The sequence below is a fragment of the Actinoplanes couchii genome (assembly GCF_016862075.1).
Classification (GTDB): domain Bacteria; phylum Actinomycetota; class Actinomycetes; order Mycobacteriales; family Micromonosporaceae; genus Actinoplanes; species Actinoplanes couchii.
On the sequence record NZ_BOMG01000141.1, the window covers coordinates 1 to 21,647 of the forward strand.

The 21,647-nt window shown below is 69.5% G+C and carries 23 protein-coding genes and 1 pseudogene; 15 read left to right on the top strand and 9 right to left on the bottom strand.

Translation table 11 applies throughout. From position 1 onward, the window contains the following. Window positions 1-255: 255 nt before the first annotated feature. Window positions 256-819: a TetR/AcrR family transcriptional regulator gene (locus Aco03nite_RS50820; protein ID WP_203810174.1), complete on the top strand. Its 564-nt coding sequence runs from the start codon at window positions 256-258 to the stop codon at window positions 817-819. 302 nt (window positions 820-1,121) lie between these two features. On the opposite strand, the gene Aco03nite_RS50825 is transcribed toward Aco03nite_RS50820, so the two are convergent. Both Aco03nite_RS50825 and Aco03nite_RS50830 read right to left on the bottom strand, forming a co-directional pair. Beyond that, entirely contained in the window at window positions 1,122-1,445 is a 324-nt protein-coding gene (locus tag Aco03nite_RS50825; RefSeq protein ID WP_203810176.1) for a hypothetical protein, read from the bottom strand. A gap of 15 nt (window positions 1,446-1,460) precedes the next feature. Continuing rightward, window positions 1,461-2,117 carry a DJ-1/PfpI family protein gene (locus Aco03nite_RS50830; protein ID WP_203810178.1) on the bottom strand — a complete coding sequence of 219 codons (657 nt, stop codon included), beginning with the start codon at window positions 2,115-2,117 and terminating at the stop codon, window positions 1,461-1,463. Between the two features lie 93 nt (window positions 2,118-2,210). Here Aco03nite_RS50830 and Aco03nite_RS50835 point away from each other — a divergent pair, with 93 nt between their 5' ends. Next, window positions 2,211-3,155 (top strand): GlxA family transcriptional regulator, encoded by a 945-nt coding sequence (locus tag Aco03nite_RS50835; RefSeq protein WP_203810180.1) that lies wholly within the window; start codon window positions 2,211-2,213, stop codon window positions 3,153-3,155. Window positions 3,156-3,174: 19 nt separating this feature from the next. On the opposite strand, the gene Aco03nite_RS50840 is transcribed toward Aco03nite_RS50835, so the two are convergent. Continuing rightward, on the bottom strand, window positions 3,175-3,858 hold the full coding sequence (locus Aco03nite_RS50840) for an NADPH-dependent F420 reductase (protein WP_203810182.1): 684 nt from the start codon (window positions 3,856-3,858) through the stop codon (window positions 3,175-3,177). A 26-nt stretch (window positions 3,859-3,884) separates the two neighbouring features. After that, on the bottom strand, window positions 3,885-4,670 hold the full coding sequence (locus tag Aco03nite_RS50845) for an SDR family NAD(P)-dependent oxidoreductase (RefSeq protein ID WP_203810184.1): 786 nt from the start codon (window positions 4,668-4,670) through the stop codon (window positions 3,885-3,887). 127 nt (window positions 4,671-4,797) lie between these two features. On the opposite strand from Aco03nite_RS50845, the gene Aco03nite_RS50850 reads away from it, so the two are divergent. Both Aco03nite_RS50850 and Aco03nite_RS50855 read left to right on the top strand, forming a co-directional pair. After that, the gene (locus tag Aco03nite_RS50850; protein WP_203810186.1) at window positions 4,798-5,367 is read left to right on the top strand and encodes a TetR/AcrR family transcriptional regulator; all 570 of its coding nucleotides are present in this window, start codon (window positions 4,798-4,800) and stop codon (window positions 5,365-5,367) included. Window positions 5,368-5,693: 326 nt separating this feature from the next. After that, on the top strand, window positions 5,694-7,856 hold the full coding sequence (locus Aco03nite_RS50855) for a S8 family serine peptidase (RefSeq protein WP_239146121.1): 2,163 nt from the start codon (window positions 5,694-5,696) through the stop codon (window positions 7,854-7,856). An 85-nt stretch (window positions 7,857-7,941) separates the two neighbouring features. Here Aco03nite_RS50855 and Aco03nite_RS50860 read toward each other — a convergent pair whose 3' ends face one another. Next, on the bottom strand, window positions 7,942-8,688 hold the full coding sequence (locus Aco03nite_RS50860) for an RNA polymerase sigma factor (RefSeq protein ID WP_203810188.1): 747 nt from the start codon (window positions 8,686-8,688) through the stop codon (window positions 7,942-7,944). Between the two features lie 211 nt (window positions 8,689-8,899). Here Aco03nite_RS50860 and Aco03nite_RS50865 point away from each other — a divergent pair, with 211 nt between their 5' ends. From Aco03nite_RS50865 to Aco03nite_RS50905, 9 genes are all read left to right on the top strand, one after another. Beyond that, complete coding sequence (locus Aco03nite_RS50865) at window positions 8,900-9,415, top strand: hypothetical protein (protein WP_203810189.1); 516 nt, start codon at window positions 8,900-8,902, stop codon at window positions 9,413-9,415. A gap of 262 nt (window positions 9,416-9,677) precedes the next feature. Beyond that, the gene (locus tag Aco03nite_RS50870; protein WP_203810191.1) at window positions 9,678-10,073 is read left to right on the top strand and encodes a hypothetical protein; all 396 of its coding nucleotides are present in this window, start codon (window positions 9,678-9,680) and stop codon (window positions 10,071-10,073) included. After that, on the top strand, window positions 10,073-11,194 hold the full coding sequence (locus Aco03nite_RS50875; protein ID WP_203810193.1) for a hypothetical protein: 1,122 nt from the start codon (window positions 10,073-10,075) through the stop codon (window positions 11,192-11,194). The genes Aco03nite_RS50870 and Aco03nite_RS50875 overlap by 1 nt, the downstream gene beginning before the upstream one ends. Before the next feature lie 80 nt (window positions 11,195-11,274). Next, the gene (locus tag Aco03nite_RS50880; protein ID WP_203810195.1) at window positions 11,275-12,246 is read left to right on the top strand and encodes a DUF932 domain-containing protein; all 972 of its coding nucleotides are present in this window, start codon (window positions 11,275-11,277) and stop codon (window positions 12,244-12,246) included. Then, window positions 12,243-12,692, top strand: coding sequence for a hypothetical protein (locus Aco03nite_RS50885; RefSeq protein ID WP_203810197.1), 450 nt, complete (start codon window positions 12,243-12,245; stop codon window positions 12,690-12,692). The genes Aco03nite_RS50880 and Aco03nite_RS50885 overlap by 4 nt, the downstream gene beginning before the upstream one ends. An 89-nt stretch (window positions 12,693-12,781) precedes the next feature. Next, window positions 12,782-13,468 carry a GGDEF domain-containing protein gene (locus tag Aco03nite_RS50890; RefSeq protein WP_203810199.1) on the top strand — a complete coding sequence of 229 codons (687 nt, stop codon included), beginning with the start codon at window positions 12,782-12,784 and terminating at the stop codon, window positions 13,466-13,468. Continuing rightward, window positions 13,465-14,709 (top strand): hypothetical protein, encoded by a 1,245-nt coding sequence (locus tag Aco03nite_RS50895; RefSeq protein ID WP_203810201.1) that lies wholly within the window; start codon window positions 13,465-13,467, stop codon window positions 14,707-14,709. Before Aco03nite_RS50890 ends, Aco03nite_RS50895 begins: the two co-directional genes overlap by 4 nt. Before the next feature lie 102 nt (window positions 14,710-14,811). Next, window positions 14,812-15,795 (top strand): DUF4192 domain-containing protein, encoded by a 984-nt coding sequence (locus Aco03nite_RS50900; RefSeq protein WP_203810203.1) that lies wholly within the window; start codon window positions 14,812-14,814, stop codon window positions 15,793-15,795. Window positions 15,796-15,889: 94 nt separating this feature from the next. Next, window positions 15,890-16,759 carry a hypothetical protein gene (locus Aco03nite_RS50905; protein WP_203810205.1) on the top strand — a complete coding sequence of 290 codons (870 nt, stop codon included), beginning with the start codon at window positions 15,890-15,892 and terminating at the stop codon, window positions 16,757-16,759. Window positions 16,760-17,062: 303 nt separating this feature from the next. Here Aco03nite_RS50905 and Aco03nite_RS50910 read toward each other — a convergent pair whose 3' ends face one another. Beyond that, the gene (locus tag Aco03nite_RS50910; RefSeq protein WP_239146122.1) at window positions 17,063-17,863 is read right to left on the bottom strand and encodes an SAM-dependent methyltransferase; all 801 of its coding nucleotides are present in this window, start codon (window positions 17,861-17,863) and stop codon (window positions 17,063-17,065) included. 20 nt (window positions 17,864-17,883) lie between these two features. Beyond that, a complete protein-coding gene (locus Aco03nite_RS50915; protein ID WP_203810207.1) occupies window positions 17,884-18,441 on the bottom strand; it encodes a hypothetical protein in 558 nt (185 codons plus the stop codon). A 422-nt stretch (window positions 18,442-18,863) separates the two neighbouring features. On the opposite strand from Aco03nite_RS50915, the gene Aco03nite_RS50920 reads away from it, so the two are divergent. Beyond that, a complete protein-coding gene (locus Aco03nite_RS50920; protein WP_203810209.1) occupies window positions 18,864-19,700 on the top strand; it encodes a helix-turn-helix domain-containing protein in 837 nt (278 codons plus the stop codon). Then, complete coding sequence (locus Aco03nite_RS50925; RefSeq protein ID WP_203810211.1) at window positions 19,697-20,035, top strand: PPC domain-containing DNA-binding protein; 339 nt, start codon at window positions 19,697-19,699, stop codon at window positions 20,033-20,035. The genes Aco03nite_RS50920 and Aco03nite_RS50925 overlap by 4 nt, the downstream gene beginning before the upstream one ends. Before the next feature lie 162 nt (window positions 20,036-20,197). Here the strand turns inward: Aco03nite_RS50925 and Aco03nite_RS50930 are convergent, their stop codons facing one another. Continuing rightward, window positions 20,198-20,962: a hypothetical protein gene (locus Aco03nite_RS50930; protein ID WP_203810217.1), complete on the bottom strand. Its 765-nt coding sequence runs from the start codon at window positions 20,960-20,962 to the stop codon at window positions 20,198-20,200. A gap of 7 nt (window positions 20,963-20,969) precedes the next feature. After that, window positions 20,970-21,347: pseudogene (locus Aco03nite_RS50935) on the bottom strand (transposase); the annotation flags it as partial. Window positions 21,348-21,647 lie beyond the last annotated feature (300 nt).

Sequence of the window (21,647 nt, forward strand, 5' to 3'; positions counted from 1 at the left end):
TGTGACCGGATGCACCCCGACATACGCGGCTGCCGGAGCCAGACGAAGAAGAGCCACGAAAAAACATTAAAACCCACTACTGCTTAGTAAAAGGCCCGACTGTGCCAAACCCTGCCGTCGATCGAACTGAGCATGTGGCAGATCACGCGTGGCCTCACTGAGGCTCCTTCCATCCCGAATGTTGTACGACCGTACACTGAGTGTACGGTCGTACACTGCCAGGGTGGTGGACCGCACAGCAGGGAGGGCCTCTCGATGCCGACAGAACCCGGGAAAGGCGGTCGCCGCTACGAGCCCGATCGCCGGGGCCGCATCATCGACACCGCCCTGGCGGTGATCGCCGAGCACGGCATCGCGGGCACCAGTCATCGCCGGATCGCCGACGCCGCCGGGATTCCGCTGGGCTCGATGACGTACTACTTCTCCGGTATCGACGAGGTCATCACCGCGGCGTTCACCACCCTGTCCGAGCAGTGGGTGACCCGCTACGACGATGCTCTGCACGCGGCGAAGTCCGTGGACGAGGTGTGCGGGGCGGTGGCCGCGCTGATCTGCGGGCAGACGCCGCACGGGCGGCGTGACATGGTGCTGCTCCTGGAGTTGTACGCCTACATGTCCCGCCGCCCGGACTGCCGCGCTGTCGTCGCCGCATGGATGACCGCCAACCACCAGGTCCTGGCCCGGCATGTCGGCGAACCCACCGCCCGCGCCCTCGACGCCGTCGTGGAAGGCATCATGATCCACAACTTCGTCCAGCCGGGCCGTCTGCCCTACGACGAAGTGCTGCCCCTGCTCCGAAAGATCGCCGAACTCCCGTAGACGACCGGAAACGCGTTCAAAACTCGCGGAGATTGATCACCGGCCGAGTCGATCAACGGAACCAACCGTCGGACCCGCGGTGTCGTTACTCGCGAGCACAATCAGCTCTGGCACGCATACCGTGAATGATCTCGAGCGGTATCGGCGGGCCGGGCTTCGAGGCCAAGAAGGACCCTGCCCCGCCGAGCGGCGGGGCAGGGCGAGGCGCCCGTCCTGGCAGAGCCGCCCGCGCTACTGCGTTGCGGCGCCGATGGCGTCGCGGCAGCGCTGGCCGGTGTCGGCCGGAATGGTGTCGGGCACTGTCAGGCGGAGGGAGCCGGTCCTTCGGTGCGGCGGGTGCCGTTGACGGTGGTGCGTGGCAGGCGGCCGGCGCGGGAGTGGCCGGTGAGTGACCGGCCGTCCACGGTTACGTCGAAGTCGAGGTGCAGGCGCATGGGGCGGGTCACCGACTGCCGCCAGGTCGCGCGGGTTCCGTCCCAGGCGATCGCGTCGAGCGGCACGGTTTCGGATTTCGAGGTTGCGGTGCCCGCGAGCACGCCGCCGGTGTCGGTGAAGACGTAGACGGCGCTGAGGGTGCCGATCGGGGTCTTCATCTCCACGTCCCAGGTGCCGAGCAAGGATGACATGGTGGTTTCTCCTGGTCAGATCGTGACGGGGGTGCGGCCGGTGTGGCGCCAGACGGTGCCGCGCCGCTCGTATTCGAAGAGGGTCTCGACGGCGTGGGCGACCTGTGGGCCGAACTCTCGTTCCAGGATGTGCAGCCCGAGGTCCAGGCCGGAGGTGACCCCGCCGGCGCTGATCAGGTCGCCGTCGTCGACGACGCGGGCGGGCACCGCGTGTACGCCTGTCGCGTCGAGGACGTCCATGCCCAGCACGTGCGTGACCGCGTGGCGGCCTTCGATGAGACCTGCCATGGCCAGGGCGAGCGAACCGCCACAGACCGTCGCGACCGTCACGTCGGGATTCCGCAGGGCGGTCTTCACCATCGGCGCCGCGGTCGAGTCGCCGAAGCGGGAGAGCAGCACGGGAATCGTCTCCACGCCCTGATCCGGGTTGCCTGTGGTGGGTCCGCTGGCGCCGGGGATCAGCACGTAGCCCGGCCGTTCGGGGTCCAGTCGTGCGGTCGCCCGCAGGGTCAGGCCCCGGGTGCCGCTGGTCACTTCCCGCGGGCCGTCCGCGGCGACGAGCTGGACGTCGAAGGCGCCGGCGGTCGCGTCGCTGCCGGCCGCGAGGACCTCGAACGGCGCGATGACATCGAGCGGGTCGAACCCGTCGAACAAGACGATCTGTACCAACATGCCAATGATCATCGGGCTGGCGGGCAGGGTGTCACCAGTGGCAGGATTGCCACATCCCGACTGTTTCTTGCCGCGGCTAATAGAGAGGGTGCTGTGCATACCGTTGTCGTCCTGGCCCTGCCGGACACGATCGCGTTCGACCTGGCCACCCCGATCGAGGTGCTCGGCCGGGTGCGGCTGTCCGGATACCGTGCCGGCTACCGGGTTCTGGTCTGCGGCAGCGAACCAGTCGTTGCCGCGGGCCCGGTGCGGCTGGCCGTCGACCACGGCCTCGACGCGCTCGCCGGCGCCGACACGGTGATCGTGCCCGGCCGTCACGACCCGGCCGCTCCGGTGCCCGCTGCGGCGTTGGACGCCCTGCGGGCCGCGGCGGACGCCGGGGTGCGGATCGCGTCCATCTGCGTGGGGGCGTTCACGCTCGCGGCGGCCGGCCTGCTCGACGGCCGCCGGGCCACCACCCACTGGGCCGCCGCCCAGCAGTTGCAGACCGCGTACCCGGCCGTGGACGTCGATCCTGAGGTGCTGTACGTCGACACCGGGCAGGTCGTCACCTCGGCCGGAGCGACCGCGGGTGTGGACATGTGCCTGCACCTGGTCCGCCGTGACCACGGCGCCGCTGTCGCCGCCGACGCGTCCCGGCTGGCCGTCGCCCCTCTTCACCGGGACGGCGGCCAGGCTCAGTTCATCGCGCGTCCCGCCGTCGCCGCTGCCGACGCCGGCCTGGATCCGCTGCTGGAGTGGCTGGAAACCCACGCCCATGAACCGGTCACCCTGGCCGGCGTCGCAGCCCGGGCAGGGCTCAGCCCGCGTACCCTCAATCGCCGTTTCCATGAGCAGACCGGCCACACCCCGATGCAGTGGGTCGCCACCGTGCGCATCCGCCGGGCGCAGGAGATGCTGGAGACCACCGACTACGGGGTGGACCGCATCGCCCATCTTGTCGGCTTCGCCTCGCCGGCCCAGTTCCGCGCCCAGTTCAAGCGCCTCAGCGGCGTGGCCCCGCACGCGTACCGCACGACGTTCGGCCCGAGACCCTGACAGCCCCCGGGCCGGGAGGTCACCGTCGTGCGTTCGCCAGATTGCGGGTGAGCGCCGCGCGGCTCTGGCCGTCGATGGAGTGGGCCCAGGTGGGGGTGCCCGGGCCGCTGCGCCAGGACTCACTGAGCGGACTGTGGTCGACGGTGTCGAATCCGATCTCGTCCTGCACCCGGGTCACCAGGGCCACGGCCGCCGGGAAGTCGCTCGAGACCGCCAGAGCCACGCGGTCGGGTGCGCCGGCCGGGCGGGCGAGTCGTACCAGCGCCGGAAGTTCGTCGCTCGGGACTCTGATTTCGTGACGGCGGTGGAACTGGATGTGAGTGAACGCCTTGATGAGCTGGGCTCCCGGCAGCTGCTCCTGACGCAGCTCGTGCTCGGTTCTCGCGCCCGCATCGATCTCGGCGTAGTGGCCGTCGCGCCAGAGCATGTAGTTGTTGTTATCGATGACGATCTTGCCGCGGAGCTCCGCCACCGGCAGCCGGTGCGACGGGTGGTAAGGGAATCCGAGGAAGGCGAAGTCGGCGGCCGCCGCCGCTTCGGTGATCCCGCCGGCCCGCGCTCGCGGGCCCAGGTCCTCCACCAGGTCCGCCAGCGTCGACGGCCCCCGCGAGTTGGCCAGCACCACGTCGTAGCCCGCGCCGACGAGCGCCCGGGCGAGCACACTTCCGGCCATGCCGGCACCGAGTATCCCTACCGTTGTCATGCGATTCCCCTCCACCCGTACGCGTCTTACGCGACCTTGACCGAGCCCGCGTCCACCGACCAGTTCGCCCCGATCGCGCTCGGCATCGTCGGCGACGCCAGCAGGAGCACCGCGCGGGCGATCTCCGCCGGCTCGATCATCGTGCCGGTGAGCATGCCGCCCTGCTGGGGCATCGCCGCGAGAAGGTCCGCGTGGCCCATGCCCAGCGCTGTCGCCGTCGTGGCGATGAAGCCGCCCTCCTCGGCGATGTTCGGGGTCCGCGTCAGTGACGGGCTGACGACGTTGACCCGTACCCCCGACCCGGCGACCTTCTCGGCGAGGTTGCGGGAGAACATGGTCAGGGCCGCCTTGGCCGCGCCGTAGTGCATCGGCAGGCCGACCATGCGCCCGCTGACCGAACCGATGCTGACGATCGCACCCCGCGAGTCGATCAGCGCCGGTAGCGCGGCCCGGGTGACCCGCACCGCCGAGAACAGGGTGAGCCCGAACGACTGGGCCCAGATGTCGTCGTCGCCGTCCAGGGCGTCGGTGAAGGCCTCCGGCGGCATGTTCCCGCCGCCGGCGTTGTTCACGAGCACGTCGAGGCGCGGATCGGCGGCGAGCACGGCTTCGACCATGTGCCGCGGGCCGTCCGGGGTCGACAGGTCGGCGGACACGAACTGGGCGCCGGTGGCCTCGAGTTCCGGCGTCGAGGTGCGGGACACGGCGACGACCGATGCCCCCTCGGCCTGGAAGGCCTGGACGGTCGCCAGCCCGATGCCTTTGCTGGCTCCGGTGACGAGCACGCGTTTGCCGGCGAGTTGCAGATCCATGGTGATGCTCCTTCGTGGGACTGACCCCACAAATGCAACATCAAAGTCTCACTTACGTCTAGTACGGTGTCGCCTAGGTCTCTTTTGATCGACGAAGTAGAGTGGTGCTGACTCCTGGGAGGTGACAGTGCGGGCAGATGCCGAACGCAGCGCGGCGCGCATCCTCGAGGCCGCGGCGACCGTGCTGGCCACCGATCCGAACGCCTCGCTCGAACGCATCGCGGACGCCGCCGGCCTGGCACGCGCGACGGTGCACCGGCGGTTCGCGTCCCGGCAGGCGCTGCTGGGCGCGCTCGTCGACCAGCTCAACGAGCGCTACCTGATCAGTCTCACGCAAGCCCGCGTGGAGACCGCCCCGCCGGTGGTCGCATTGCACCGCGTCGCCGAAGCGGTGTTCGCACTCAAGATCAGCCACCGGTTCGTGATGGACCTGACCGCCGACCCCGACAACTGCCTGACGGCGCTCAGCCCCGAGGTGGTGGGGCGACTCGACACGCTGTTCACCCGGCTCCACGAAGCCGGCGCGATCACCGCAGCCCGCCCGGCCTGGTGCCGCGAGGTGTTCCTCGTACTCCTCGACGCCGTCCACCGCCAGCCACCCGACGCCCCCGAACTGGCCCCGGGCAACGGTGACCCGGGTTCGCGCGCCGACCTCTTCGCCCGCACTCTCCTCGGAGCACTCGGCGGCACACCCTGACCACGGTGCGGTCGTACCGAAATCGACCGCACCCACCGCAGACCCTCAGCTGACTCCGGTCACGACAACGGGGCGCCGACGCAAGCTGCGCGATGGAAGGCGACGCTGACCGCCGGGGGAGCGGCCCAGCGCCCCGGTGAGCGGCGAGGGCGGTCGACACAGCGGTCGCCGATCCGCCGGGCCGACGCTGGAACCGTCCGGGACGCGCATCGCGACCAAGGGAAACGCACGACCGGACCGGACCGTCCATGTTGTACGTTGCCGAGGACGTGCGACGACGGTGCGAAAGAAGTGCGGTGCGACCACAGTTGATGAAGTCGTAGCGAGTGGCCGGGGCCGGGGTGTGGGCGGTCGCGGTCAGTGTCACCGCGCAGTGGCTTGCCTGGCAGGCTGGGCAGGACACCGTCACGACCGCCGGGCAACAACCCGGCGGCATGGAATCGGTCGCGTACGGCGCGTTCGGCGCGGTACTGGCCGCGATGCCGTCCGTGCTGCTGGCGCTCTGCCGGCGGGATCCGGTGGCCCGGGTCTGGATGTGGGCTGCAGCAGCAGGCCTGATACTCGGCACGGCCCGGTTCGTGCCGGTTCCCGATCATGAGCTCTACCTTTCGGCTCTCGCCGGACTGGCCATTCTGGGCGCCCTCGTCGCACGCCACCGCCGTCCGGCCGGATACCGGACCGTGCCCGCCGCCATCGTCGCCGGGGTAGGACTGCTGCTGCCCTGGTTGTGGGTGGGCGCGCTCGGCGGGCCCGTCGAGACGGCACTGGCGGTGGTCGCGGCGGCCGCGGTCGGGTGGCTGGCCGCGGCAGTGCTCGCCCCGGCGTACCCCGGGAACGGGTTGGTTCTCGGTGTCCCCCTGATCCTGATCGCTGCTGGCGTGGGTCAGCCGGGTGCGAGTCTGGCGGTGTCCGCCCTGGCGCCGGCCGGGTTCGCGGCCGCCCGGATGCGCGGGCGGGTCGCGGTCGCAGTGCTGACCGGGCTGGGCGTGCTCGGGCCGCTGGCATTCGTCGGCCCGGAGGAAGTGAGCGTGATGCTGGCCGGCCGGGACGTGCCGATCTGGACCGCGATCGCCGGGGTGGCAACAGCCGTGATCGCGGTCATGGCCGGCGTGGTCCTGCGCTTCTGGATTCCCGGGCGCCGGTACGCGGCAGCGCTGCTGCTGCTCGGCACGGTGGTGCACATCGGCGCCGGACAGCCGGGGTTCCACGGCGACCGGCTGTTCGTGATCCTCGCCGACCAGGCCGACCTGTCCGATATCGATACTTCCCGGATCGGAGTGTCCGGCCGGGCCGCGCGGGCCGGTGAGGTGCATGACCGGCTGGTGGCGCAGGCCGAGCGCACCCAGGCCGGTCTGCGCCGCGATCTGGACCGCCTCGGGATCGGCTACACCCGGTACTACCTGATCAACGCGCTGGAGGTGGACGCGGGCCCGTGGCTGCGACCCTGGCTGGAACATCGAGCCGATGTCGGCCGGGTGCTGCTCAGCCCGCACCTGCGGCCCCTGCCACTGCCCCGCGAAACCGGCGGCGGCCCGGTCGACTCGACGCCCGGTAACGGCTGGAACATCACCGCGATCGGCGCCGATCGGGTCTGGTCCGAGCTGGGAACCCGCGGCGCCGGTGTGGTCGTCGGGGCCTCCGACAGCGGGGTGGACGGCACCCACCCGGCACTGTCCGCAAATTTCCGGGGAGGCGACGACTCCTGGCGGGATCCGTGGAACGGCACCCGGGTTCCGGTCGATCACGGCGGCCACGGCACCCACACCATCGGCTCGGCGGTAGGCGGCGCTGGTATCGGGGTGGCGCCGGACGCCCAATGGGTCGGTTGCGTGAACATGGACCGCAACCTGAGCAGCCCGGCCCACTACCTGGACTGCCTGCAGTTCATGATGGCACCGTTCCCCGCCGGCGGTGATCCGATCGCGGACGGCCGGCCCGGCCGTGGTCCGCAGGTGCTCACCAACTCGTGGAACTGCCCGGTGGTCGAAGGCTGCGACCTGGCGACCTTCACCCCGGCCACCGCCGCGTTCGCGGTCGCCGGGACGTTCGTGGTCGCCTCGGCCGGCAACAGCGGGCCCGGCTGCGCGACGGTGGATCTGCCGCCGGGACCGTACCCGGATGTGGTCACCGTCGGCGCCACCGACCACACGGGTGCGGTGGCGGCGTTCTCCAGCCGAGGACCGGGCGCCAAGCCGGACCTGGTCGCACCGGGCGCTCGCATCCGGTCGGCATTGCCGGGCGGCGGGTACGGCGAGATGTCCGGTACGTCGATGGCGACACCGCATGTCGCGGGGGTGGTGGCGCTGATGTGGTCGGCGGTCCCGGCACTGATCGGCGACCTGCCCCGAACCCGGGAACTGCTGACCTCCACAGCGACGCCCGTCACCGGCCCCGCGACCGGATGTGAGGCGGCCGGCGCCGGTCTGGTGAACGCCCCGGCGGCAGTCCGCGCCGCTCTGGACCTGGGCCTCGAGGCGAAGCCCGGTTGAATCGGCGCCGACTACGGCCGGATCGGCGACGCCGTCGGCCTCACCCGCCAGGGCGCACGGCAACGCTGGCCCGGCCTGGCCCTGCTCAGCCGACGGGCCCGCCGGCACTGACCACCGGCCGCGGCATCGTCAGATCACCACGCCGCAACGCGGCCACCAGCTTGAGCTCGGCCCGGCGCCGCCGCATCCGCAACGCCGAACCCGGCAGGCCCTCGGTCGCGGCGATCTGTTCGATCAGCACGTCACCGAGCCGGGTGGCACTGATCAGCTCCGCCTGATCCGCGGTCAGCACCCCGGCGCTCACCGCCCGGCCGAGAACCAGGTCCGGATGCCCGTACGGCCGGTGCGGAGACCGCGAACCCACCGGCACATCCGGCGGCAGCTCCAGCAGATCCTCGACCTTGCGGGCCCGCAGCCCCGCCCGCCACGCCGCCCAGCACAGCCGCCACCACACCCGCGGCCGGCGCAGATCGTCACCGCGCAGCGCGTCGAGGAACCCGGCCAGCAGCTCCGAGTCGATGTCGTCGACCACCCCCGATCGGCCGGCCGACAGGCGTACCGCCATCCGGGTCAACCCCGGCACGGCCACACCGACCGCTCCGACCACCCACGCCGGGCCGCCGTCCCGGGCCAGCCCGGCCAACCGTCGCCACACCGCATCGGACAACTCCACCGGCAGCCCCGGCCCGAGCAGCAGCCGGCGCAGCTCGTCCAGCCGGAGCAGCCGATCGGGTAGCCCGCTGACCGGACGGCCGTCGAAGACCAACGGCACGGGTTCACACACCAGGAGCTGGAAGGCGTCCTCGACGGCGGTCAGGGCAGTGCGCTGCATGACGGCTCCACGAGAGCAGTGGCCCCACCAGGGTGTGGGGCGAAGGCACCCATTGCGGCACGGACACCTGTCACCACCAGGCATTCCGTGCGACCTGTGAGGTTCTGTCAGCTCCTGTCGGGTCCTGTCAGCCGGCCCGGGCGTGCGTACGGCCTGACATCCGGTGTCTGGGTCACATCAATCGCCGTACCCACCGCCAGGAGCCCCTCCGATGAACGACCACTTCCCGTACGACCCGGACGGCCCGCCGGTACCGATCTCGGTGTGGCGTGCGCCCACCGCAGGAGCGGGGGAGACCCTGTCACCGCCGCTGGCCCACCGCCTGCTGGCCGCACTCATCCGTCGCCGCAGGATCATTTTTGATCTCACCACCGGTGAACAGATCGCCCGGACCGCAGCCCAATTCCGCTGCCGGTACGCCGCACACACCAGCACCACACTGGCCGCAGAACCGTGGCGGGCCCATCTCATCATCACCGGTCGGCCCCAGCCCGGAATCAGCGTCGGCCGCCTGATGGCCGGCTGCGCCGCGCGGCTGCTGCCCGGCTGCCCGGTCGCCGTCGTACTGTCCGGCGCCGATTTCCTCGTCATTCAGACGGTGATCGCCGCCGCCCGTACCGCCGGCCTGACGTACCGCCACCACATCGTGGCAGCCGAACAGACTCCGCCCGCCGCCCTGCTGTCGATTCATACCGACGTGCTGGTGTTCACCCGTAACCGCCGGTGACCTGCACTGTCAGGTCACCGGCGCCGCCTGTCAGGCCGGTCGGCTAGCGTCGGCCCACTCACTTTTCTTTCACCACCGATTCGCTGGACCACCAGCAGCCGAAGCCGGCAACGCCCACCCCACCACAGGTCGGCAGCCGCCCTTGCGCCGCACCAACCCGTCCACCCGAATCGGACAGCACCCCCATCCCAACACCACGCCCGCTCAGGCGGCCACCCCAGGTGGCCGCCCGTTCGGCGTACCCCAGAAAGGAAGATCATCCATGCCGAAACCGGCCTGGTACGTGATCACCGAATCCACCCCCACCACCGAACCGGCCCACCTGCCCGACGCCGTCCGCGTCATCCTCGCCCTGGAGACGATGCGCACCGCCGCCGACCACCTCGCCGCGGCACTCCCGCACGCCGACGCCCTGTTGACCAACCCGTACCGGCTCGCGACCATCCTGCACACCTACAACCAGGTCCTCGCCGCCGCGGCGCAGACCACCGGCCGTCTCGCCCACCGCCTGCACCCCGGCCCCGACCACATCGGCGGCCCGGCCTGCGACCCCACCGCCGGATACGCCCTAGCCGACGCCACGTCACGGCTCATCGAAGCCGCCGGCTTGTTCAAAGAGGCCTACCTCGCTGTCGAGCACCGGCAGGACCCGGCCTGATGAGACGATCCCGCGAACAGCGCCGCCGAGTGCGCGCCGAGACCGTCGCGGCACTGACCGCCCACGCATTCCTCGCCACCCTCACCCGCAACGCGATGGCCGTCGCCGTCACGACCAGGCAGATCAGCCCCGCGGCGGCGCTACGGACCCTCGAGGACTGGCAGCTGCTGCCACCGGCGTCGGGGTGGGCCGTCACGGTCACCTTCCGCATCACCGGCACCCAACCGGCCGACAACACCGACCAGGCGCGCTCACACACCACCGGCAGACTGCGACGGTCCCTGCCGACCGCCGAGATCACCGCACTGGCGATAGCGGATGTGACCCCGGTCGACGCCGTGGAGCACGACACGTTCCGGGTCACCGCCGAGGCGATCCTGCAGATCGCGGTCATCGCCGTCACCGCCGATCAGGCAGTCCACACCGCGGCGGTGCAGATGCATGCGGCGATACCGCAGCTGGCAGACGCCGGAATGTCGGTCACGAACCTGCGATGGGCCGATATCACCGGACCGGACGATGGCCTGCTGCTGCGTGCGGCCCGGCAACACCTGACAACCACCTTGCCGGTACGCCTACCGAGCCGACTGAGTCCGGTTGCCCGCCGCGATCGGGCACTCGCCGACCTGTCGCGGCTGCAACACGCGATCCGCAGCCGCCTGCTGCACGCCCTCGCCAGCGGTGCCATCCACGGCGACTTCCAGCAGGCCGCGGACCGCGTCGACCACTTCCTGCGCACCGCCGGCCTGACCCCACTGCCGACGGCCCAGCGCATCCTGGTGACCGCCGACACCACCCTGCGCGTCCAGCCCGCCGACAGCGACGACATCGACTACGGCGAACTCCTGCCGCACGTCGACCCCAGCGACGACCAGCGCCTCCAACCGCTGCACGGCTGGAACTCCGACACCCCGGCCGCCATCGGCGACGGGCGATGGCAGCTCCGCTGGCATCAGGAATTCCATCTCTGGCTACGGCACGACACCGTCCACACGGCCACCGACCTGGTCCGGGCCCACCTGAACCCGGTGCTGCACGACATCGACCACGACGACCTCCAGATCCACGTCGTGTACGCGGCAGGGGTCTTCGACCCCTGCTTCGACCCCGACAACGACTGAACCCTCCCACCACACAGGCGCCATCCCACCCCGGGGTGGCGCCTGTCGTCATGTCCGACCAACCGGAAAGGAGCGCCGTCATGGCGCATCAGATCGAACAGTTCTCCGACGGAACCGCCGCGTTCTTCTCCGCCCGCCAGGACGCCTGGCACCGCCTCGGAACCGTCACCACCGGCTGCCTCACCGCCGCCGAAACCCTGCAGACCGCCTACCTGGGCGGCTGGGACATCCGCAAGGAAACCCTGCAGGCGGCCCCGTCGAACGCGGCCGTTCCCGGCAAATGGGCCACCACCCGCCGCCACCCGAAAACCGGTGACCGGGAAGTCCTCGGCATCGTCGGCGACCGCTACCGGGTGATGCAGAACGAGCAGATCTGCGACCTGCTCGACTTCGTCGTCGACCAGACCGGCGCCCACTTCGAAACCGCCGGCAGCCTGCGCGGCGGCCGCGACGTGTTCGTCACCATGAAACTGCCCGACAGCCTGACCGTCGGCGGCATCGACACCCTCGACCTGTACCTGGCCATGTGCACCTCCCACGACGGCTCCGGCGCGGCCCGGCTCCTGCTCACTCCGATTCGGATCGTCTGCGCCAACACCCAGGCCGCCGCGTTCACCGACAACGTCGGCACCTACAAGATGCGCCACACCGGCGACGTCACCGCCAAATTCGCCGACATCCGGGCAGCACTCAAACTCGTGCCCCGCTATCTGGAGGAGTTCCAGGCCGAAGCCGAACGCATGATCGAAACCCAGCTCGCCTGGGACCAGCTGCAGACGGTCACCGAGCAGCTGTGGCCGCTGGCCGCCGACGCCACCGAAACGGACTACGTACGCAAACTGTCCCGCGACGCCGAACTGCGCCACCTGTTCGACACCGCCGACACCCAGGCCAACATCCGCGGCACCGCCTGGGCCGGCTACCAGAGCGTCGTGGAATGGCTCGACCACGTCCAGCCGGCCACCAGCGCCCACCACCGCGCCCACAAGAACCTCACCGACGGCACCGCCACCACCGTCAAACAGCGCGCGTTCGCGCTGCTGAGGGCGTGACCATGGATCTCGTCCGGGCGATCCTGCTGGCCCTGGCCCGCCGCGACAAGAGCACCTACCTGCGCTGGCAGGCCGGGCTGGCCGCCGTCCGGGCCCGCGGACTGACCCCCACCCACAACGAGGCGTTCGCCCACCACGTGCAGACCGAACTGTGCCTGGTGGACGCGCTGCGCGCCGCCGACCTGCCCTCCGGGTTCCGCATCGACGGCATCACCCTGCCCCGCGACCCGGTCACCGCGGCGAAGAGGCTGCGCGACCACGTGCCCGCCTGGTCGCCGGACAACGCCATCGAAACCGACCACGAACAGGCCCGCCTGCAATACCGCAGCCTGGCCGCAACACCGCTGAACGCGCAGGAGACCGCGTACGCCGAAATGCTCGCCGGTCTTCCTGCCGCCCGCCGCGACAAGGTCATCGAGCTGGCGGAGCACCTCACCCGGCACTGACCGCCACCCCATCCCGCCGTTCAACGGACCCGGGACGCGGTGTCTACCCAACAGGCGCGCCCCGGGTCCACCTCAAGGAGGAGAATTCAGTGTCCATTCTCATTGCCGTCACCGCCATCGCGGTCGGCACCCTGATCGGGCGACTCACCGCCCACCACCGCCTGCACCACCTGCAAACCGCATTGCGGCAGGCACAACAGCACGCCGACCATGACCGGCTCACCGGCATGCTCAACCGCTGGGCCGCCGCCACCCTCGTCGCCCGCACCGTCGAAACCAGCCGCCGGCCGACCACACTGGCCCTGATCGACCTCGACAACTTCAAAACCATCAACGATGCGTACGGCTATCAGGCCGGCGACCAGCTCCTGCGTATCGCCGCCGCCCGGCTCACCATCACCGCCCTGCACCACGGCGGATTCACCGCCCGACTCGGCGGCGACGAATTCCTGCTCGTCGTCCCGCACACCGCCGGCAACCCGCAGACCATCACCACCCAGGCCCTCGCCGCCCTGGCCCAGACGGCCCGGCTGGCCACCGACGACGGCCCGATCACCGTCACCCCGGCCGGCAGCGCCGGCCTCACCACCTACGACGGAACCACACCGACCACCTTCACCGACCTGCTGCACCAGGCCGACATCGCCCTGCACCACGCCAAACAGCACCGCGGAACCCACCACACCTACCAGCCCGGCATGAGCATGCCCCGCAACGCCGGCCGTCACGGCCCCCGCCGCCGCGACCAGCACCGCACCGGGCAGACCCCGGCATGATCGACCACGACATGGCCTGCCGGGCCTGCACCCGCGCCCTGATCGCCGTCCCGCTGAACGGCCGCGTCGTCTACCAGCACCCCGTCACCCCCGACGGCGACCACCAGCCCGACCCGGTGCCCGCGCACCGCCTCACCGCCGTCTACCGGCGCTGCCACCTCTGCAGCGCCCAGCCGCCGCTCTGGGAGTACCGCACCGACGGCATCGTCGCCGACATCCAGAACTACAGCACCCGCTGGCACGTCTGCCCGACCTGCGCCCACCTCATCGACACCGGCGACCAACCCGCACTGACCCGCCGCTGCTGCGCCGCTATCGGCTGGCCCGTCGACGGCATCGCCGCCCACATCCTCGCCGGACTGCACCAGGCCATCGTCCTGAGCCGCGAACCCGGCCGCACCCTGCTCACCACCGCCGACCCGCAACCGGCGACCCTACGACCGCCCACACTGCCGCGGGTACGCGACCGGCTCACCGCACTCCTGCGCGGCCCGGTGGCCATCCCCGCACCACTGCACGACAGCACCGGCCGCAACCTGCTGGCCGACAGCCTGGAACAGGCCCGCCTGTACTGGATCGACACCGAATTCACCGACCTGATCCAGCAGGCCCACACCGACCTGCCGGCCACCACCTTCACCGGTCCACTCGTCCCACTCGGTCCCGGCCTGCTGACCTGGGCCCACCCGGTCGACCACCGGCATCGGCTGGCCGCCGCCTCGTGGACACCACAACCCGGCGGCTGGCTCCTGGTCGGCTACCGCAGTCTCGGCGCCGACATCCCCGCCGACCACCACACCGAACTACGCCGGCAGATCGGCTGGCTCATCCCCGTCCACGTCCGCCACCTCCCCGACGGCGGCACCATCGACGCCGACGACCCGTTGGCCGCCCTCGCCGCGACCTGGCTGATCATCAACCAGGAACTCACCGCTGCGGAGCCCACCCCCGCCGAACCCGCACTGCGCCGCTCCTACAGCAGAGCCCGCCGCCCGGCACCCGAGATCCGCATCCTCCGGATCAAACCAGTCGTCCGCCGCGCCCTCAGCCAGCCCGCGACCGCCGGAACCCGGGCATCGCTGCGACACCGGTTCTGGGTCCGCCAGCACCAGCGCCAACAGGCGTACGGCCCCGGCCGCACCCTCCGCCGCGAAACCCCGATCCCGACCTACCTCAAAGGCCCGAACGGCGCCCCCATCAAGCCGAGCACCACCATCCGCGTCCTCGGCACCAGCCGCTAACCAACCCCCGGCCTGGGGAGGATCTCGCATCCGTCCCGGCACCGCCGGGACCAACCCTGCGCGTCAACCTCCCCGGGCCCTCACCACCCGGAGAACACCACCATGACCGACAACCATGACTTCATCGCTCTCCACGGCGTCACCGACATCGCCGCACTCGTGCCCTTCCTGGTCGGCTACCAGCCCCAGGACGCCCTCGTCCTCATCGCCATCCGCGACCAGCGAATCCTCTTCACCGCGACCGCACCCCTGGCCAAACTCACCGACGCCACCGACGGGGACTGGGCGCTGCGCGCCGTCATCGACAAGACCCTCGACCGCGTCGACCTCGCCGGGTACGGCCCCGCCGCAACCGTCAGAACCGCGGCCGAATACACCGTCAACGCCCTGACCCGCGTCGACGTCAACATCGGCTGCGTACTTCGCATCCACACCGACCGACTGTGGTCCCTGCACGCCGACGGCACCGAAACCCCCGCCGCCGGAATCGCCTTCGACCCGAACACGACAGCACCCGCCATGCAAGCCCACTACCTGGACATGAGCGTCGCACCCGACCGCGACACCCTCGTCGAGGCCCTCACCGCGAGCCTGACCGCCGTCACCGGCACCGAGCAGCAGGCGATGGCCCGAGCCCTGGCCTCAGCCGACATCCACCTCGCGATGCTCACCCAAGGCCCCGCACCGGCCGCTCGATTCCGGGTCAACCGAGTGCTGACCGAACTGCTCACCGAGGCCAAGACCGCCTACCGCACCGGACGCCTGCCCGATCACCGCGCCGCACTCCTGATCCGGCTCCTGGCCGTCCCCGCACTCCACGACAAGGCCATGGCCCACGTGTACGGCGACGACCTCGACATCCACCTCTGGACCGACCTGACCCGCCGCGCCGGCACCGACCTCGCCGCCGGCCCCGCGACAGCCCTCGCCCTGGCCGCACTCCAACACGGCGACGCACTCCTCGCCAAGGTCGCCGGTGAACACGCACGACGATCCGATCCCGGCAACGACTTCCTCGACGTGATCGACGACCTGATCCGATACTGCGTCGACCCTCAGGTCCTGCACCGCAAACTGCACGGCTGACCCGCCCCGAAAAGGGCCGCTGATCGCACCGATCAGCGGCCCTTTTTGCGTTTACACCCCTTTCGCGATCCCGCCACCACGAAAGAAGACCACCATGGAAATCAACGGAAAGCTTACGGTCACCGTACGGGAATGGACCGACATCCTCGCCCGCATCCGCTTCGGCACCGTCACCGTCGCCGGAAAGAACTACAGCGCCGCCCGTATCAAACTCGTCGCCCACCGCCTCGCCAACTACGCCGATAGCGACGGCACCCGCATCCACCCCGGCATCGCCCGCCTCGCCGTCGACCTCGAAATCGAATACCGCACCGCCCGAGACGCCGTCGCCCTGCTCCGCCGCCTGGGCCTCATCCACCTCGTACGCCGAGCCACCGCCCGAGGCCGCGCCGACGAATACCGCCTCACCCTGCCCCTGGACCTCCTCGACCGCGACGACCTCGACGTCTGGACGCCCGATCGCCACATCCTGCAGACCCAGCAGCTCCGCGACCGCCACTGCGGCGCCTCCCGCACAGTGCGACGTCCCCAGGACCCCACCCCGCCACCGCCGCCGGCCTCCGCGACGCCAGGTCCCCAGGACCCCACCACCACACCCGGCACCGACGACGGCGCAACGTCCCCAGGGACCTCCGAACCTGTACCCGCAGGGTCCTCAAGGACCGCGACGCACGGTCCTCATGCCCCCACCACCTACCAGGACCACAACACAACCCCCACCGACCACAACACTCCCGGGGTATCCGCAACCCTCACCACCGCCCCCGAACCCGCGCCACCGCAACGATGCGAACACGGCCTCAGCACCGCCCTACGCCCTGACGGCCAGATCACCTGCACCATCTGCCGAGTCCTCGAACGCCGAACAACCATCGTCCGACGACCCAGCGGCGACGGGATCCTCGCGCCACACCACGCCGACCACTTCCGCCGAGAACGAGAACCCGCTAGCCGGCCCCGCTGACCGGCCGTCTACTCCGACGGCGCCATACGAGACGGGGCATCAGCGTCCTGGCGAGGTCGGTGGATGCTTGCCCAGGCCTCCACCTCCTCGGCATCCCAGACCTTGCCCTGGTTCAAGCACGCGATCGGTGCCGGAAAGCCGGCCCGTCTGACCAGCTGAGAGACACGCTGACGGCTGATACCGCCGAGGCAGACGGCGAGCTCGCCGGTACCCATCAAGCGAATCGAATCTTCAGGCATCGTGGTGACCACCAATCTTCGACGAAAGGAGCATTCTGTTCCGGATCTGCAGGGGCTGGCCGTCTCACGGCTTGCGGGCGACACCGGCCCAGAAGCAGGCCCCGGCCGGGTTCTCGACGGGGGAGGCCGGGCGCCAATCCGAGACTGGAACCAGCCCCGGCTCGAGCAACTCCCAGTCGCCGAAGAGACGGCGCACCGCCTCCTCCGTACGGACGACCAAGCTCAGACCGGCACCACCGGCGACGGCGACGGCCGCGCCGACCTCGCCCGGATGGAAGTTGGCGGTGAGGTGGCTGACCACCAGGCAACTGCCGGACGGCATGGCCTCACGGAGTTGCTCGACGCGCGACCACGGGTCGACGACATCGGCGAGAAGGACACCGGTCAAGATGAGCCCGATCGGCCTCCCCAGGTCGAGGGTGGCCAGGACCGCCTGGTGGGACAGCACGCTGACCGGCTCCGCCAGGTCAGCAGCAGCGACCTCGATACGCCCAGCAGGATGACTGCGCAGCAGGGCACGGGCGTGGGCCAGGACGAGGGGATCATCGTCCACATAGACCACCCGGGCCTGCGGGGCATGCCGCTGGGCGATCTCGTGCAGATTCGGCGCGAGAGGGATGCCGGCGCCGATGTCGATGAACTGACGGATGCCGTCCTCCACGACCAGAACCCGGGCCACCCGGTGAACGAATCGGCGATGCTCCGCGATCAGGAACCTCAGCCTGGGCACGGCCTTCACTAAGGCGTCGCCCGCCTGCCGGTCGACGGCGAAGTTGTCCTTCCCACCGAGCAGGTAGTTACAGACGCGGGCGGACTGAGCCCTGGTGACGTCAAATTCCAGCAAGCCGTGGGGGAGTGCTGGCACGCCGAACGCATGGGTGTCCATCACGGTTCCCGGTCCTGTCCACCGCTGAGACCGGCGGAACGGCCAGCAACGGTGCGGATCAGCCAGGCGAGACAGTCCGGGTGGGGCCGGTCAGTGACTTTCAACCAGGCACCACCGGGAATCAGCGGCGGTGGCTGGAGCGGCGCCACCCCCGGACCGGTCCACCGGGTACACACCGCGAGAACCGCCTGATCGAGCATCGCAGCGAACCCGCCCGGCAGCGCCGGACGTCGCAGCAGATGATCGAACATGTTCAAGGCGACGACCGGATGAGTGCGGGCCAACGCCACCGCGTCCAACGCTTGGGCGTAAAGCAGCCGGTACGACTCGTTCCGTCCATGGTGATCGACGGCGGCCTGATGGTAGCGACGACAAGCTCGGCCAGCCTCGGCCGCATGACTGGCCAGAGTGATCTGGGCGTGAACGGCGAGTGCCGCTGCGTGATGGTCAGGTTCTGTGGCTACGAGCTGCTGGGCAGCAGTCAACGCTGCAATGCTGGCTCGGTACGCCTCGGCGATACGCCCGATCAGCAAGTACGACTCGGCACGGCGCAGCAATCGGTGAGCGTGCCGCCCAGAACTGAGTACATCGTACGGAGCACCCTGAACGTGACGCCTTACCGCTGATCGATCGTTCAAGCAGCCGACGTGAGCCCACTGCAACCCGGCGGCCGGCATCGGCCTAATTCTCCATGTCAGGACCGCATGCCTACGAGGTGGGATAGGACGCTCCACCGCCGACCTCCTCGCAGGTGAGGCACCCGAGAGTCGTACCGCATCGCGGGCACCATCGGGTCCGGACCCTGGTCAGAACCACCCCCGAAAGGACCCCCATCAGGAGACTCGCTATCACCGCAGCTACCACGTCGCTCTCCCTTCATGTCATCGTTTGTGGCGCACACATCGTGTGGCCCCGATCACGTGAGAAGGAAGCAAGCGGGTGTCTCCAACCCGCTCCAGAACGTCAGGAGATCTACCGAATGCCGGATCTTGGGTTAACACTGAGGCAGGCCCGTGAGGCCGCCGACGTCAGCCTGACCGGCATGGCAAAGCGAACCGGCTTCAGTCGCTCATACCTGGGCAACGTCGAAACCGGAGAACGAGCCCCGACCCAAGCGGTTGTGGAAGCATACGAGCGAGTGCTGGGGGATGATGTGCGACGCCGCCTGTTGTTGCTGGGCACCGTAGTCACAGCCGCAGGGCCCTCCGCGCCAGCGGCAGCCGACGCCGGTATCGGCCAGGCGGCTGCGATCGCCATGGATATCCGCCATGGACGGTCCGAACTACTCCAGCACGTGCAGACGACCCACACGGTTGACCGGACAATCGCTGGCCTGGCCGCACGGAACGCCGGATCGTCTGCGGCCTTGGTCAAATGGAGTCGCAAGGGAGCAGCGGTCCTTCGCGTCAACTCGGCAGGCATCCTGGCAAAAACCGGCAGCCCGACCCTCGACAACGAAGTAGTTCGTGTCCTGAGCACCGACGGCGAAGTCCGCGAGCTGTACCTGACCGCGGTGCTGAGCCGAGTTCTCGGTCTCCCCTGGGAAGCCGCCGCGAAAATGGCGACGACCGGAGCCGGCGCTGCCAGCACCGACCACCTCGACCTGCTCACTAAAGAGTTGGAGAATCCGGCCGATGCCGGGGCCAGATGGTGCTCCATCTTGCTTCTGCACCGCAGTCGGCAGGACAACGAACCCGTCGTCACCGCCTCGTTGCTTCGCAGCCTGCGAACCGAGCCGTCCCGGGAAGCACTCCGAGCGGTCGGCGCAGCCTTGGCCGGCGAAGATCCCCTGACCATTTTGAGGAGACGATCTTGACACACCTGATCCACATCAGCAGCGGCGAGGAAGTGCTGGCGACCCTGCAGGATGCAGCGGATCGCTTGGGTATCCAAGCAGCGGGCATCACGCTGATCGGGGCCGTTCAGACCGCCACCATCTCGGTTATGCATAAAGACGACCCGAAGGCCGACCGGATCCGGTCATACGACCAACCGCTCGAACTCTCCGGCACCGGAGAAATAATCAACGGTGAGCCGCATGTACACGTAACCCTGTGCGGCGAGGATCTCACCGTCGGGGGCCACCTCCACGGGGCCGTCCCCCGCGACTTCTTCGTCCGGGCATACGTCACGCCGGTGACCGCCCCCTGACGTGCACTGCTGACTCGCAGATCGAACGCGGTCGTCCTGGGACGTCAGGGCTGATCCAGTGGTGAGGCGCTCCACCATGGGACATTGACTGTCGCGGCAATGACCGCATACATGCGGTCCTGGCGGTCCGGAGACTGTTTCAACGAACGCTGAAGTCAGGTGCTACCTCAGCGTTGCGCTTTCCGTGTCGACACCACGAACGAGCACGGGATGTGTGTAGTGGGCGGAATTCAGGTGTACCTCGGTATGCACAAGGGATTCGAAACAGCGGTTTCCTTCGGCAGCGACATGCTCGAGGAAATCGGCGTCGCCCACCGCTTCGGCAGCTCCCGCCGTTCCAAATCCCCAGCAGCCTGCCAGGATCAACACCTCGCTGCTGCGGCCGTTGGCCAGATAATTCGGCAGCCGGGTGACGAACCCGTAGTCGGCAGTGTAGGTCCCGTCCTCTCCTTGCCGAGGGGGGTAGGACTTCCCGGTAGTGGTGTCAGCGAAAGCGACAGCGTGGTCACGCCAGCCCGGCACCGTGATCGTGAGCTTCCCGTCGTAGTGCTCCAGCATTCGCCTGGCGAGGCTGTTCGTATCCGGCCCGCCGAGCAGGACAAGGTCACGCTCGTGGTCCTCCGGGTTGAGTGCTTCTATAGTCGACACGGTGACCGGGCAGCCGATCCGCTGCAACTGCTGCTGCAGGCTGACAAGCCCGACCAGGTCGCCCATCCCGATCAGGCCGGACGGCTCCCAGCGGTCCATCATGGTGCGGTCCTGCGGGCTGACCACAATAATGATCCCGCGCGACGCCATCGGCCCCCAGAACCGCCGGGCGCGCCGCTGTTGCCGCCAGCGCCGGATCCGGGCGTAACCCCACGCGGTGACCGCGCCGATCGCTGCCGCGATCAGGTTGATCAGCACATCCCGTACATCGTCCATCACGCCCGCCTCTGTCGCCCGGTCCTCGGTAGGATCTGACGGACAGCATCGGGGCCATGTCGGCAGACTTCACGCCCATCTTCAAGAAGCCGGTTTCATCGATAATCAGGACGCCGGCCGGGTCACCGAGATGCTCGATCACATAGTCACGAACCTCGTCGCGGACAGCGTTGATGTCCCTGTCAGCCCACCGCAACAACCGCTGCATCCCGTCCGGCGACAGGTCCCCGGCCTGCTCAGCCAAGGTCCAGCCGTTCTTACGATCAAGCCCGGCGACCAGCCCGGACATCTACTGCAAGGCCCGCCGCCGCGCCTCCAACCTGGTGAACCGGCCGGCGAAACGGGCATAAAGCCGGTCCAGCTCATCCGGCCACTGATTAACCTCGATCGCCGTCACAAGCCAGACAACGAACCGATCATCAATGCGTTCTGCCTGTTGAGTGCCGTTGCAGTGCGCTGGGACGGTCAGCGACTTGCAGGCCGCCAAGGCGGGTAAGTTGATCACCGCGGCTGGTGTCGCGTACGAATACCGGTCCTTTCCCGACGGCATGTATGCGATGCACGCCACCGATCCCCAGTGCTTCGCCGTCACCCTCGTCCGGTGGGCCGCGCCCAGTGCCGCGCCCCTGCCGCGGGCCTGACCATTAGGGTCGCCTTCATGCCGGTATGCAAAGTCAGGCGAACTCTT

What these genes read in the sequence shown, in the direction of transcription:
- Aco03nite_RS50820 (WP_203810174.1), top strand. Translation starts at nt 256, where the DNA reads ATGCCGACAGAACCCGGGAAAGGCGGTCGCCGCTACGAGCCCGATCGC.
- Aco03nite_RS50825 (WP_203810176.1), bottom strand. Translation starts at nt 1,445, where the DNA reads ATGTCATCCTTGCTCGGCACCTGGGACGTGGAGATGAAGACCCCGATC.
- Aco03nite_RS50830 (WP_203810178.1), bottom strand. Translation starts at nt 2,117, where the DNA reads ATGTTGGTACAGATCGTCTTGTTCGACGGGTTCGACCCGCTCGATGTC.
- Aco03nite_RS50840 (WP_203810182.1), bottom strand. Translation starts at nt 3,858, where the DNA reads ATGACAACGGTAGGGATACTCGGTGCCGGCATGGCCGGAAGTGTGCTC.
- Aco03nite_RS50845 (WP_203810184.1), bottom strand. Translation starts at nt 4,670, where the DNA reads ATGGATCTGCAACTCGCCGGCAAACGCGTGCTCGTCACCGGAGCCAGC.
- Aco03nite_RS50860 (WP_203810188.1), bottom strand. Translation starts at nt 8,688, where the DNA reads ATGCAGCGCACTGCCCTGACCGCCGTCGAGGACGCCTTCCAGCTCCTG.
- Aco03nite_RS50865 (WP_203810189.1), top strand. Translation starts at nt 8,900, where the DNA reads ATGAACGACCACTTCCCGTACGACCCGGACGGCCCGCCGGTACCGATC.
- Aco03nite_RS50870 (WP_203810191.1), top strand. Translation starts at nt 9,678, where the DNA reads ATGCCGAAACCGGCCTGGTACGTGATCACCGAATCCACCCCCACCACC.
- Aco03nite_RS50875 (WP_203810193.1), top strand. Translation starts at nt 10,073, where the DNA reads ATGAGACGATCCCGCGAACAGCGCCGCCGAGTGCGCGCCGAGACCGTC.
- Aco03nite_RS50880 (WP_203810195.1), top strand. Translation starts at nt 11,275, where the DNA reads ATGGCGCATCAGATCGAACAGTTCTCCGACGGAACCGCCGCGTTCTTC.
- Aco03nite_RS50895 (WP_203810201.1), top strand. Translation starts at nt 13,465, where the DNA reads ATGATCGACCACGACATGGCCTGCCGGGCCTGCACCCGCGCCCTGATC.
- Aco03nite_RS50900 (WP_203810203.1), top strand. Translation starts at nt 14,812, where the DNA reads ATGACCGACAACCATGACTTCATCGCTCTCCACGGCGTCACCGACATC.
- Aco03nite_RS50905 (WP_203810205.1), top strand. Translation starts at nt 15,890, where the DNA reads ATGGAAATCAACGGAAAGCTTACGGTCACCGTACGGGAATGGACCGAC.
- Aco03nite_RS50920 (WP_203810209.1), top strand. Translation starts at nt 18,864, where the DNA reads ATGCCGGATCTTGGGTTAACACTGAGGCAGGCCCGTGAGGCCGCCGAC.